This is a genomic window from Hydrogenophaga borbori (assembly GCF_003417535.1).
Taxonomy (GTDB): domain Bacteria; phylum Pseudomonadota; class Gammaproteobacteria; order Burkholderiales; family Burkholderiaceae_C; genus Hydrogenophaga; species Hydrogenophaga borbori.
The window spans coordinates 287741-299835 of sequence record NZ_QVLS01000003.1; the positions used below are offsets into that span (position 1 = coordinate 287741).

Sequence of the window (12095 nt, forward strand, 5' to 3'; positions counted from 1 at the left end):
GCGGATAGCGCAACCCTCCTCCGCCTTCAGCGTGCCCCTGGGGAAGGGCGCCCGGCTATCGCCAAATCGGTTATATGCCGATATGCTGTGCCGTTAAACCAAATCATGAATTGCGCATCCTGACATGAGTATTTTTGTCATTGACGATCACCCGCTGATGCGCGAGGCCGTGGTCATGTTGCTGCGCCGCCTGCGCGCATCGACCCAGGTGGTTGAGCTCGAGCGCCTGGCCTCGGTGAGCAAGGCCATTGCCGAACACGGTGAACCCGAGCTGGTCTGCCTCGACCTGAAACTGCCCGACACCAACGGCGTCTCCGGTGTGCGCGAGATCCGTCAGATGCTGCCCGACACCTCGCTGATCGTGTTGTCGGCCTCCCCCTCATCCGATTACGAAGACCTGGCCCGCGAGGCCGGCGCCGACGCCTACGTGGAAAAGTCCGCTGGCGCGGCCCAGATCGCCAAGGTGCTGCGCGAATTCCTGGCCGATGAGGTCGAGGACGAGAACGCCCCCACCATTCCCGACAAGCTGTCCAAGCGCCAGAAGCAGTTGCTCGTCATGCTGGACCGCGGCCTGTCCAACCGCGACATCGCCGAGCAGTTGCAGATCAGCGAGCACACCGTCAAGGTGCACCTGTGGCGGCTGTTCCGCCGCCTGAACGTGAAGAGCCGCTCCCAGGCCAGCCACCTGGCCCGCACCGCCGGCCTGCTGGACCTCTGAAGCCCGCGCCCCTCCCCGCCACAACCGCCGTTCACACGGCGGTTTTGTTTTTTCAGCCCGGTGCCACCACCGTGGGCTGCGGGTCGGCGGCGCCGTCCTGCTGGGTATAGGCCGGCAGCATCACGCGAAACACGCTGCCCCGGCTGGCCTCGGACTGCAGCGCCAATTGGTAGCCCATGAGCGTGGCCAGCTTGGAGACGATGGTCAGGCCCAGGCCCAGGCTGTCCTCGGTGCCCTGGTGCTGGGACACGCGAAAGAACTCCTGGAAGATGGCCTGCTGGTGCTCGCGCGCGATGCCCACGCCGGTGTCCCAGACCTCGAACACCACCATGTCCTGGCGGCGGCGCAGCGCCAGCAGCACGCCGCCGCGCGTGGTGTGGCGCAGCGCGTTGGACACCAGATTGCCCAGGATGCGGCGCAGCACCACCGGGTCGGACCACAGCGTGATCGGCTGGGCCCGGGTGCGCAGCCGCAGCTGCTTGCCCGCGGCCACGGGCTCGAACTGCAGCGCGATGTCGGCGAACAGCTTGTGCACCTCCACGTGCTGCAAGCGCACCTTGTAGTTGCCGGCGTCGATGCGGGTGAGGTCGAACAGCGAGTCGAACAGCTCGTTGATGGCGCGCGTGGACTGCAGGATGCGCGGCGCGATGTCGCGCGCCATCTCGGGCTCGCTGGCCAGCCAGTCGGCGTACAGGCTGAGCGCGTGCACCGGCTGGCGCAAGTCGTGCGCGGCCGAAGCCAGGAATCGGTTCTTGGTGGACACGGCGCGCAGCGAAGCGCGCGTCTGCAGCGTGAGCGAGTCGATCAACTCCTGGTTGGAGAACTGCAGCTCGAAGCTGGACCGGTAGACCTGGTGCAGGCGCACGCCGGCCATCTGCAGCAGGGCCCAGAAGACCACCAGCACGGCGAACAGGGCCGTGGTCTGCAGCGGGTCGGTGCGATCGAAATAGAGCACGGTGGCCAGCACCAGGCCGATCAGGGCGGACAGCGACAGCGCGTTGGTATAGGAGCGGTAGATGGGGCGGTAGGCGCTGTAGGCGGCCAGCGTCACCAGGCCCTGCCCCACCACCAGCAAGGCGCAGACGAACTGGGTGATGAAACTGGCCTGCAGGTAGCTGAGCGCCACCGGACCGCCCCAGAGCAGGCCGATAGCGGGCCAGGACCAGCCGTAGCGCTCGATGAACGCCTGGCGCTGCGGGCCGTCCACGCTGTCGTAGCGCAGGCGGTAGATGCCGATGAGTCGAAACCGCAGCACCAGGCTGATCAGCATGGCCGCCGTCCAGAGCACCAGGGCCGGGGTGGAAACCTCGCCGGCCATGAGATAGACCAGGATCGGCAGCGACAGCCCGCCCAGCAGCAGGGTCGACCCGAGGTTGTCCATCATCACCCCCACGAGCTGGGAATTGACCCAGGCGTCGCGCACCTCTGGCGCGGCCGGAACGTGCTGATGGGTGGCGGGCTGGGTGTCGACGAGCATGGCGGCGGCGGAAGGGTCGCGCGATTGTGCACGGCGAAACAGCGGCTGCGGCAGAACCGGGAGGGGTTTCGCCGCCTGCTAGAATCGCGGGCTTCGACACGGAGAGATGGCAGAGTGGTCGAATGCACCGGATTCGAAATCCGGCGTACAGGTTCTCCTGTACCGAGGGTTCGAATCCCTCTCTCTCCGCCAGCGAGTCTCAGGCCCCTGCAGTGCAGGGGCTTTTTTGTTGGCTGAACGCGAGGCATGGCGCTGAATGGCGCAGGCCCCGGGCGTTTCTCCCGGCGCCCCTGGCACCCGTCGCAACGCGCTCGGGCCGGCACGGGCCGACTGTCTGTCGACCGGGGGTTCGGTCGATCCCGGTGGGGAGGCCAGCGGTGCCGACGTCGCATGGGGTGCCGCGGACCCGATGCCTCGACTTGCGGGGCGTTGGATAGGGCCTCAACGCCGGCACAGCTTCACCGGCCCCCGCCCCTGACAGCCCCGACGCTGCGTTTCCACGCTGCACTTCAGGTCGTAGGCCGAACCCTTCCACGCCCACACCGGCTCGCAGAAGCCCGCGGTACCGATGCGCAGGTCCGGCCAGCCCTGGGTTCGTGTGGGCAGCGGCGTGACGCTCGCGCCGGGAAAACCCAGTTGCTGCGCATAGCGGCCCTGCGCGTCTTTCACGAACAGAAACACCGACGAGCCGGTATGACCCGAGGTGCAGGCATTGCCCGCGATCACCAGCACCTCGGGCACACCGTCGCTGTTGAGGTCGAGCACCTCGGTCTCGTGCGCGATCTCGCCGCAATCGGGCGCGATCAAGGCCTTGCCACCCGGGGCGAGCCGGTAGTCGAGCAGGCGGAAGATGGCCTGCTGCTCGGCCACGGGCAAGCGGCCGGCCATGTCGCCGAACAACAGGCGCGGCCCCGCAGGCTGGGCCCAGGTCGCCGCTGCGGTCGTGAAGCACAGCGCGGCCAGCCAGCACGAACGCGGTGCCATGGGGTGCTCAGAGCTTGGGCGCCGCGCCGCGCGACAACCGCGCCTTCACGGCCCCTTGCCGTTGCTGCTCCACCCAGTCCTTGGCCTTCTGGTGCGTGCCGGCCCAGGCGCCGTAGTCCACCAACCGAACCGTGAGGTTGCGCACCGGCTCGCCAGCCATGCTGGCGGCTGCGGCCAGCCCGCAGGTCGACGGGTCTCGCGGCACATGGCCCTTGTCCTGGCCGCGCTTGAGACTGCTCAGGATGTCGGATGCCTCGCCCACCCCGATCACCGTGGTGTTGGGCGTGCTGCGCCAGCACATGGGTTTGCCGGGTTCCCCCCAAACGAGGTTGGTGGTGGCGTTGCTCTTGCCGCTGGTGGTGGGCGCGCCGTAACGCTGCGTCAGCTGGGCGCCGAGCTGGGCCTGCGTGGGTGGTGCCTTCAGGCTCAGTTGCCGCGTCACGCCGAGCACGCGCGAGGCGCTGGGCGGCGGCGCGAAGTAGAGCCGGAAATCCTCGCGGCCTTGCGCGTCGTCGAAGCTCACCCACAGCTCGTACAGAAAGGACGGCGTATTGAGCTGCTGCACGCCGTCGCTGTAGCTGTAGGCCATGTGGCGCTTCTGCACGCGCATGCCGGGCCGGTGTGCGCTGAGCGCTGCCATCGCTTCGGCTTCGCTCATGCCGGGGCGCAAGCCCACGATGTCGAACGAGGCTTGGGCCACGGCGGGCTGGCACAACGCGGCGGCCATGGCGAGCAGCCCGGCCGAGGCGCGCCGGGAAACGGCGTAACGCATATCGACTGTCCTCGGATGTGATGGGCGCATGCTAAGTCGCGCGGGCACGCGACACACCCCCCAAATGAGAGGTACACCAATGAACGGTGCGAGACCCGCGGCGCTGGCGGGCGGGGTCACGACCTCAGTGCGTCTGCAGCGGGCGGGCCGACTGCGTGACCCGCACCAGCAGCGCGATCAGTTCGCTCTGTCGCGTGGTCCCGGTCTTCTGGAACAGGATCTTCAGGTACCAGCGCGCGGTGGCATAGCTCATGCGCGCGCGCGACGCGGCTTCGCGCAGTCCGCCCCCGTCCATCAGCGACAGCGCCAGCCGCGCTTCGGCCCTGGTGAAGCCGAACAGCGCGGACAGCGTCTCGCGCGCCTGCGCGAGCGGCAGCGCCAGCGGCTCCGACAGGCTCACGAGGACGGCCGCCTGCGGCGACACGAACACGCTGCGCGTGCTGCGCAGGGGTGTCATCTGCAGCACCAGCCCCTGGACCACGAGCGCGGCCGGCTGGAGCGGTTCGGCCCGGGTGCTGCCGGCCGTGCAGGCGTTCAGCAGGGCATCGACACGCGCCTGGTCTTGCGGCTCGCGAGCGGCGAGCCGGCCGCTGCGCAAGCAGAAGCCCTTGCCCCGCGCGAGCAGCCGCAGCGCCGCCTGGTTGGCCTGCAGCAAGGCCCCTCGCGCGTCGAGCACGGCCATGCCCTGCTCCACCCGATCGAGGGCCATCGTGCTGTCGCTGCAACGCTGCGTGAGCGTGTCGAGCTTCACCACCATGCGCATGGCGCGTTCCATGTGCCTCGCGAGCCGATCCAGGCGGCGTTGCTCGGCACCACCGAAGGCGCCGCGACCGGGCTCGCGCAGCAGGCTGAAGTTGAGCACCAAGCCCTCCTCTGCCCACGGGGTGATGCCCATGGTGTGCGCGAGGTCCTGCGGCCGCAGCCACTCGTTGAAATAGGTCGAGCGCCGCAGGGCCTGCGGGTCTCCCAGGTGAGCGAGCATGCGTTCGTCGGTGCGGACCACGCCGGGCCGGTGCAACTCGGGCGTTTTCAGACAGGGGTTGTCGGGCAGGTAGAAACTGGCCGAGAAGCGTTTGATCTGTGCCCGCTCGACGCCTTCGACGCGAACGGGCCGCAGGGCGCGCGCGCGCAGGTCCAGGCAGTACAAGGCTTCCACCCGCGAATGGAACAGGGCGCGCAGCGCCCGCATGGCATCGTCCCAGGCGGCTGGGTCGATCACAGCGTCGTACAGGGCCTCGGTGGCCCGGTGCATGAGGACATCGGGTCGGGACATGGCGGCGTTTTAACCGATATCGGCCCATCGCAAGCGGGTGCCTTCCCCGTGCGGCGACCGGCGTGGCCAAGGGAACGCGATCTCGCGCGCGCGCACCATCGGCCGCCGTGGAACCGCTCAGTCGGCCTGGCCGGATGCCGCCAGTTGCTCGCGCAACTGCGCTTTGAGGATCTTGCCGGCGGCATTCTTGGGCAGCTCCGCGGCCTGCAGGTAGCGCTTGGGCCGCTTGAAGCGCGCGATGTGCTCGATGCAGAGCTGGTCCAGCTCCTGCGCCGTGGCGGCCTCGCCGTCGCGGCAGCTGTAGACGGCCACCACCGATTCGCCCCAATCGGCGTCCGGCATGCCGAGCACACACACCTCGCGGACCGCGGGGTGGCGCAGCAGCACCTCCTCGACCTCGCGCGGGTAGATGTTGGTGCCGCCGCTGATGATCACGTCCTTGCTGCGGTCCTTCAGCGTCAGCAGGCCGTCCGCGTCGAAGGCGCCGACGTCGCCCGTGTAGAGCCAGCCATCCCGGAGGGTTTTGCGGGTCGCGTCCGGCAGGTTCCAGTAGCCCAGCATGACCGTGGGCGCGCGCACCACGATCTCGCCCGTCTCGCCGACCGGCAGGGCCTCGCCGCGATCGTCCAGGATGCGGATCTGCACGCCGGTCTGCGCGTAGCCGCAGGAGGCCAGGCGTGCCTGCAGCCGGGGGTGGCCGCGCTCGTGCTGCGAGCGTGTCAGCGAGCTGATGGTCATGGGCGTTTCGCCCTGGCCGTAGATCTGCGCCAGGCGTTCGCCGAAGCGATCCATGGCCTGCACGCAGTCGGCCACGTACATCGGCCCGCCGCCATAGACGAGCGTCTGCAGGCCGGGCAGGTCGGTGACCGCCGACAGCGTGAGCCGGGTGACCATGGTCGGCGCGGCGAACATCGACACGCCCCGGTGCACGGCCATCAGCCGATCGATCTCGTCGACCTCGAAGCCGCGCGACTCGGGGCAGATGTGCAGCGAGCCGTGCAGCACGTGCGGCAGGATGTACAGGCCCGAGCCATGCGACATGGGCGCCGCGTGCAGGATGGCGCGGCCCATGCCTTCGGGCTCGACGTCGTTGGCGTAGGCGCAGGCCATCGCCAGCAGGTTGGCGTGGCTGAGCATGGCGCCCTTGGGCCGTCCGGTGGTGCCGCTGGTGTAGAACAGCCAGGCCAGGGCGTCCGGGGCCACCGGTTCGGGCGCCATCGGGGGCGCGCCCAGCAGGCGCTGGTAGTCGGCGCCGCCGACCGCGATCCCGGGCGTGCGCGGCACCAGGCCGAGCGCGTCCAGCGCGTCCTGGTGGCCCGGGTCGTGGAACAGCGCGCGCGCCTGGCAGTCGTCCAGGATGAAGGCCAGTTCGCGCGCGTGCAGCTTCACGTTGACCGGCACGACCACCAGGCCACGCGCCCAGCAGCCGAACATCAGGGCCAACCACTCGGGCTGGTTCTTCATGAAGATCACCACCCGGTCGCCGGGCCGGCAGCCCAGGCGGGCCAGCCCCGCCGACACGTCCAGGGCGCGCTCGAGCAGATCGCCGTAGCGCGCCACGACCCGTTCGCCCAGGGCCACGGCCGGGGCCTGGGGCCGCTGCGTGGCGGTGCGCCACAACAGGCCGAAAACACCGTGATTGAAATGCATGGGGACCCTTTCAGCGCCGCGGCATCGGCTGGTAAGTCTGCCAGCCGGAGCCCGCCAGCCAGCCGCAGTCCACCACCAGGGTGGTGCCCGTGACCGCGGCGGCCTGGTCGGACAGCAGGAAGCGCACGCTGGCGGCGATCTCCTGGGGAGTCGCGAAGCGGCCCATGGGCACCTGCGACAGGATGGCATCCGCGTCGCGCAGGCCGGCATCGATCTTGTCCTGCAACGCCTGCGTCAGCGTGAAGCCGGGCGCCACGGCATTGATGCGCACACCGTGCGGCGCGTAGGCCACGGACAGGGAGGCCGTCAGGTTCTCCAGCGCCGCCTTGGCGGGACCGTAGGCCAGCAGCGGCGTGGCGCGCTGCGCGGTGACCGAGGACACGGTGACGATGGCGCCGCGCCCGACCACCCGCATGCGCTCGCCCCACAGGCGGCAGCAGTGGTAGCTGCCGTGGTAGTTGATGCGCCAGACCCGGTCGTGCACGGCCAGGTCCAGCGTGTCGATGCCATGCATGGGCTGCAGCACGCCAGCGGCCAGCACCATGTGCTCGACCCGCACGCCACGCGCGTCGAGATCGGCGGCGATGCCCTCCAGCGCAGCCGCATCGGACACATCGACCTCGCGCGTCTCGACCGCCACGCCCAGCGAGGACAGGCGCGAGCGCGCCGCCGCCAGGCCGGCCGCGTCCACGTCCAGCAGCACCAGGGCACTGCCTTCTTGCGCCAGCGCCTGCGCGCAGGCCAGGCCGATGCCGCTGGCACCGCCGGTGATGAGAGACCAGCGCCCCTCGAATGCGTGTGTCTCAGCCAATCCAGGCCCCTCCGTTGACGTCGATGACCTGGCCTTGCACGTAGCTGGCCGCCGGGCTCATCAGAAACGCGATGATCCGCGCCACCTCCACTGGCTCCGCGGCCCGCCCCAGCGGGATGCGCGAGGCGTTGTACGAGCGGCCCTCGATCATGGGGGTCAGCGTGACCCCGGGCGCGACGGCGTTGACGCTCACGCCGCGCGGCGCGGCGCGCTGCGCCAGCCAGCGCGCCGCGGTGTGCAGGGCGCCCTTGCTCGCCGCGTACTGGCCACCGGCCAGCAAGCCGCCATTGCGCGCCGCCATGGACCCCACCAGCACGATGCGCCCCTGGCCGCGCGCGGCCATGGCCTCGAGCATGCGCAGGCTCAGCCGCAGCGGCGCCGCCACGTTGATGCGGAACACGGCCTCGAAGCTCTCGTCCCAAGCGGCGGACGCGGGGTCGAGCCCGGACTCGTCCGGGCACACCGCGCTGGTGATGGCCAGCGCATCGACGTCGCCGCACTGCGCCAGCAGGCGGTCCTGCGCCGAGGCCTCGGACAGGTCCATCGCCAGCCACCGGTGCGAGGCCGCCGCGCACAGGGTGTTTCGCAGGTCCTCGGCGGGCAGCTGCCGGTCGACCAGGGTCAGGCGCGCGCCGAGGGCCGCGCAGATGCGCGCGAGGGCCCAGCCGATGCCGCCCACGCCCAGGATCAGGGCGTGCCGCCCTCTCAGGTCGACGCCCAGCGCGTCGATGCCTTCTTTCGGGTTCATCGTGCCGCCCCCTATCGAAACACCGCGTCGCGCAGCGTGAGCGAGATCTCCGGCACCGCCGAGATCAGCACCAGGCAGAGGATGACCACGCCCACGAACGGCAGCAGCGGCTTGACCAGCTGGTCCAGGGGGATGCGCGCCACCGCGCAGGCGGCGAACAGGTTCACCCCCACCGGCGGTGTGATCATGCCCAGGGCCAGGTTCACGATGACGATCAGCCCGAAGTGCACCGGGTCGATGCCAAAGAAAACCGCCACCGGGGCCAGGATCGGCGCCAGCACGATGATGGCCGCCCCGGTCTCGACGAACATGCCGATCAGGAACAGCGCGAGGTTGACGCCCAGCAGGAAGTTCATCGGCGTCTTGAGCGTTTCCTGCAGGTAGTGGCCCAGGGTCTCCGGGATGCCGGCGTAGTTCACCAGGTAGGAGAACAGGCCCGCGTTCATGATGATGAACATGATCACCGAGGTGGTGACCGCCGACTGGCGCAGCACGCGTGGCAGCGCGCGCCAGCTCAGCCCCTTGTAGACGAACAGGCCCACGAACACCGCGTAGACCACGGCCACCGCCGAGGCCTCGGTGGGCGTGAAGATGCCGCCGTAGATGCCGCCCAGGATGATCACCGGCATCATCAGCGCCCAGAAGGCGTTGCGCCCCGCCACCCAGAGGGCCAGCCGGCCCTCGCCATCGCGCTTGCCCATGCCCGTCACGCGCGCCCAGATGAGCACGTAGAGCATCAGCGCCCCCGCGATGAGCACGCCCGGGCCGATGCCGGCGACGAACATCTCGCCGATCGAGACCTCGGCCGCGACGCCGTACAGGATCATGGGCACCGACGGCGGCACGATCACCCCCAGCTCCGCCGAGGTGGCCTGCAGCGACGCCGCCCAGTTCGTGGGATAGCCCATGCGCACCAGGGCCGGGATGAGGATGGAGCCGACGGCGAAGGTGGTGGCCACGGACGAGCCCGACACCGCCGCGAAGATCAGGCAGGTGAGCACGCAGCTCAGCGCCAGGCCACCCTGCATGCCGCCCACCAGCGAACGGGCGAACTCCACCAGGCGCTGCGAGATGCCGCCCTCTTCCATCAGCTTGCCGGCAAGGACGAAGAAGGGCACCGCCAGCAGCGGAAACTTGTCGAGGCTGGAGAACATCTCCTTGGGCACCACCACCAGCGGCAGGCTGCCCGACATCAGCACGCCGCCCAGGCTGGCCAGGCCGATCGACACGGCCACGCTGACGCTGAGCGCGAAGCACAGCAGCATCGTGCCGAACATCATTCCTGGCATGCCAAGCCTCCAAACTCCCGCTGGCCTGGCGCGTCTTGCGACGGGGCGATGAACTGGGCCACCAGGGCGATGGCGGCGAAGGCCGCGCCCACCGGAATGGCCGCGTAGGCCCAGGTCATGGACAGCTCCACGCTGGCGAAGCTCTGGAAGCGCACCCGCCAGGCCATGTCGGCGCCGATCCAGGCCACCGTCACCAGGAACACCAGCGAGAGCAGGAACACGCTCGCGCGCACGAAGGCCCGCAGCCAGGCCGCCCGCACGCGGTTGATGACGTCGACGCAGATGTGCGAGCCGTAGCGAAAGCCGATGGACAGCCCGATGGCCACCAGCCAGATCATGGCCCGCCGCAGGAACTCTTCCGACCAGGGCGAAGGCTCATGCAGCACGAAGCGCGTGGCCACCTGGAAGAAGCCCAGCAGGGCCATCGCACCCATCAACGCGGTGAGCGCGAGCGCGCACAGGCGCTCGCACCCATTGGCAAACCCCAGGTATGCGCGGCGCACGTTCAGGCTCACTGCACGCGCTGGATGGCCGCGATGTCGGGGCCGAACTGGGCCTCGAACTTCTTGAAGGTCGGCGCCAGCGCCTTGCGGAAATCGGCCGTGTCCGGGCGCGTGATGCTCATGCCCTCTTTCTCCAGCAAGGCCACGGCGGTCTGTGCCTCGCGCGTCACGCGCTCACGCTGCGCCGCCGCGCCGGCCTTGGCGGCGTTGAGAAACAGCTGGCGGTCGGCGGCGTTGAGCTTGGCCCACAGCGCCGGACTGGCGATGAGCAGCGTCGGCGAATACACGTGCGAGGTGAGCGCCAGGTGCTTTTGCACCTGCCACAGCTTGGCCGTCACCAGGATCGACAGGGGGTTCTCCTGCCCGTCGATGGTGCCCTGCTGGAGCGCGGTGTAGACCTCCGGCCAAGCCATCGGCGTGGGCAGCGCGCCCAGGGCGCGGAAGCTCTCCACGTGCACGCGGTTTTCCATGGTGCGCAGCTTGATGTTGGCCAGGTCGCCCGGCGCGCGGATCTCGCGCCGCGAGGTCGTCAGGTGGCGAAAGCCGTTCTCGCCCCAGGCCATGGCGATCAGGCCCTTGGACGGGAAGGCGGCGAGCAGCTTCTGGCCCACCGCGCCATCGAGAACGGCGCGGGCGTGTTCGGTGTCGCGGAACAGGAAGGGCACGTCCAGCACACGGATGTCGGGCACGAAGTTGCCCACCGTGCCGCTCGACACAAAGGCGACGTCGAGCGACCCGATCTGCGCGGACTCGACCATCTCGCGCTCGTTGCCCAGGGTCGCGTTGGGGGCCTGGCTGCACTTGAAGCGGTTCGCGGACCCCTTCTCCAGCGTGTCGCAGAACGCGTCGGCGCCAGCGCCATAGTGGCTGTCGCGGGACACCGCGTAGCCGATCTTGACGATCTGCTGGGCGTGGGCGGCGGCGCCGGCCAGCGTGGCGCCGGCCACGGCGATCGCCGCCGCGAGGGTGCGGAAGGTGCTCATGTCTTGTCTCCTGGTTGTCGGTTGAAGTCGGGATCAGTTCTTGTAGGACGGGTCGAGGCGGTCCAGCTTGCGCAGCAGGGCCGGCCATTCGCGGTTGGCATCGCTGCTGAAGTCCTCCTGCCATTGCTGGTCGGTCAGCGCGCACACCTGCGGCTCGGGCACCAGCAGGCGCTGGCCGGTCGACTGGGCCGTGATCTGGGCCTGCGCCGCCTTCTCGAGGTAGTACATCTCGACGAAGGCACCCCCCACCGTCTTGCCGACGGTCAGGGTGCCGTGGTTGCGCAGCACCAGCGCGCGGTGCTGCCCCAGCGCCGCGACGATGCGCTCGCGCTCACCCGTCGACAGGGCGATGCCTTCGTAGTCGTGGTAGCCGATGCGCCCATAGAAGCGCAGCGCGTGCTGGCTCAGCGGCTGCAGGCCCTCGGGCAGCATGGACAGGGCCATGCCGTGGATGGTGTGCAGGTGCATGACGCTGCCCATGTCTTCGCGGGCCTGGTGGACACCCCCATGGATGACGAAGCCGGCGGCGTTGGGGCGATAGGGCGTGTCGCCGATGACGTTGCCGTCGTAGTCGATCTTCACCAGCGAGGAGGCCGTGATCTCGTCGAAGGCCAGCCCCAGCGGGTTGACGAGGAAGTGCCCCGACGTGCCCGGCACACGCGCCGAGATGTGGGTGTAGATGAGGTCGTCCCAGCCGTGCATCGCGCACAGGCGGTAGGCTGCGGCGAGGTCCACGCGCACCGCCCACTCTTCGGCGGTGATGCCCACGGGATCGGGCCGCCGGTTCGCGTCGAGTTCGAAGCTGCGGAAGCTGGTCTGACCGGCCTGCGCGACCTGTTCGGCGGATTGCTGCATGATGGGGAACGTCTCCTTTTTATAAACTGAAC

At 69.5% G+C, this 12095-nt stretch carries 12 protein-coding genes and 1 tRNA gene; 2 read left to right on the top strand and 11 right to left on the bottom strand.

The features are described 5' to 3' along the window. Nucleotides 1–124: 124 nt before the first annotated feature. A complete protein-coding gene (locus tag DY262_RS07110) occupies nt 125–718 on the top strand; it encodes a LuxR C-terminal-related transcriptional regulator (RefSeq protein ID WP_009517829.1) in 594 nt (197 codons plus the stop codon). A gap of 52 nt (nt 719–770) precedes the next feature. Here the strand turns inward: DY262_RS07110 and DY262_RS07115 are convergent, their stop codons facing one another. Further along, on the bottom strand, nt 771–2195 hold the full coding sequence (locus tag DY262_RS07115) for a sensor histidine kinase (RefSeq protein ID WP_116958250.1): 1425 nt from the start codon (nt 2193–2195) through the stop codon (nt 771–773). A 100-nt stretch (nt 2196–2295) separates the two neighbouring features. Here DY262_RS07115 and DY262_RS07120 point away from each other — a divergent pair. Then, nucleotides 2296–2387: transfer RNA gene (locus DY262_RS07120), tRNA-Ser, on the top strand. Between the two features lie 249 nt (nt 2388–2636). Here DY262_RS07120 and DY262_RS07125 read toward each other — a convergent pair. The 10 genes from DY262_RS07125 to DY262_RS07170 all read right to left on the bottom strand — a co-directional run bounded on the left by DY262_RS07125 (nt 2637) and on the right by DY262_RS07170 (nt 12063). After that, a complete protein-coding gene (locus DY262_RS07125) occupies nt 2637–3179 on the bottom strand; it encodes a hypothetical protein (RefSeq protein WP_116958251.1) in 543 nt (180 codons plus the stop codon). A gap of 7 nt (nt 3180–3186) precedes the next feature. Beyond that, the gene (locus DY262_RS07130) at nt 3187–3951 is read right to left on the bottom strand and encodes a hypothetical protein (RefSeq protein ID WP_116958252.1); all 765 of its coding nucleotides are present in this window, start codon (nt 3949–3951) and stop codon (nt 3187–3189) included. Between the two features lie 124 nt (nt 3952–4075). Further along, entirely contained in the window at nt 4076–5224 is a 1149-nt protein-coding gene (locus tag DY262_RS07135; RefSeq protein ID WP_147326189.1) for a helix-turn-helix transcriptional regulator, read from the bottom strand. A gap of 117 nt (nt 5225–5341) precedes the next feature. After that, nucleotides 5342–6874: a class I adenylate-forming enzyme family protein gene (locus DY262_RS07140; RefSeq protein ID WP_116958254.1), complete on the bottom strand. Its 1533-nt coding sequence runs from the start codon at nt 6872–6874 to the stop codon at nt 5342–5344. 10 nt (nt 6875–6884) lie between these two features. Then, on the bottom strand, nt 6885–7685 hold the full coding sequence (locus tag DY262_RS07145) for an SDR family NAD(P)-dependent oxidoreductase (RefSeq protein WP_116958255.1): 801 nt from the start codon (nt 7683–7685) through the stop codon (nt 6885–6887). Beyond that, nucleotides 7678–8433, bottom strand: coding sequence for an SDR family NAD(P)-dependent oxidoreductase (locus DY262_RS07150; RefSeq protein WP_116958256.1), 756 nt, complete (start codon nt 8431–8433; stop codon nt 7678–7680). Before DY262_RS07150 ends, DY262_RS07145 begins: the two co-directional genes overlap by 8 nt. Before the next feature lie 11 nt (nt 8434–8444). After that, complete coding sequence (locus tag DY262_RS07155; protein WP_116958257.1) at nt 8445–9722, bottom strand: TRAP transporter large permease; 1278 nt, start codon at nt 9720–9722, stop codon at nt 8445–8447. Further along, nucleotides 9710–10225 carry a TRAP transporter small permease gene (locus tag DY262_RS07160; protein ID WP_147326190.1) on the bottom strand — a complete coding sequence of 172 codons (516 nt, stop codon included), beginning with the start codon at nt 10223–10225 and terminating at the stop codon, nt 9710–9712. Before DY262_RS07160 ends, DY262_RS07155 begins: the two co-directional genes overlap by 13 nt. Nucleotides 10226–10233: 8 nt before the next feature. Beyond that, nucleotides 10234–11208, bottom strand: a complete 975-nt coding sequence (locus DY262_RS07165; RefSeq protein WP_116958259.1) for a TRAP transporter substrate-binding protein — start codon at nt 11206–11208, stop codon at nt 10234–10236. Nucleotides 11209–11241: 33 nt separating this feature from the next. After that, nucleotides 11242–12063 (bottom strand): class II aldolase/adducin family protein, encoded by an 822-nt coding sequence (locus tag DY262_RS07170; protein WP_116958260.1) that lies wholly within the window; start codon nt 12061–12063, stop codon nt 11242–11244. Between the last annotated feature and the right edge of the window lie 32 nt (nt 12064–12095).

Excerpts from the sequence above, each read along its gene's own strand:
- DY262_RS07170 (WP_116958260.1), bottom strand. The coding sequence starts at position 12,063 with ATGCAGCAATCCGCCGAACAGGTCGCGCAGGCCGGTCAGACCAGCTTC.
- DY262_RS07125 (WP_116958251.1), bottom strand. The coding sequence starts at position 3,179 with ATGGCACCGCGTTCGTGCTGGCTGGCCGCGCTGTGCTTCACGACCGCA.
- DY262_RS07165 (WP_116958259.1), bottom strand. The coding sequence starts at position 11,208 with ATGAGCACCTTCCGCACCCTCGCGGCGGCGATCGCCGTGGCCGGCGCC.
- DY262_RS07140 (WP_116958254.1), bottom strand. The coding sequence starts at position 6,874 with ATGCATTTCAATCACGGTGTTTTCGGCCTGTTGTGGCGCACCGCCACG.
- DY262_RS07115 (WP_116958250.1), bottom strand. The coding sequence starts at position 2,195 with ATGCTCGTCGACACCCAGCCCGCCACCCATCAGCACGTTCCGGCCGCG.
- DY262_RS07135 (WP_147326189.1), bottom strand. The coding sequence starts at position 5,224 with ATGTCCCGACCCGATGTCCTCATGCACCGGGCCACCGAGGCCCTGTAC.
- DY262_RS07150 (WP_116958256.1), bottom strand. The coding sequence starts at position 8,433 with ATGAACCCGAAAGAAGGCATCGACGCGCTGGGCGTCGACCTGAGAGGG.
- DY262_RS07155 (WP_116958257.1), bottom strand. The coding sequence starts at position 9,722 with ATGCCAGGAATGATGTTCGGCACGATGCTGCTGTGCTTCGCGCTCAGC.
- DY262_RS07110 (WP_009517829.1), top strand. The coding sequence starts at position 125 with ATGAGTATTTTTGTCATTGACGATCACCCGCTGATGCGCGAGGCCGTG.
- DY262_RS07130 (WP_116958252.1), bottom strand. The coding sequence starts at position 3,951 with ATGCGTTACGCCGTTTCCCGGCGCGCCTCGGCCGGGCTGCTCGCCATG.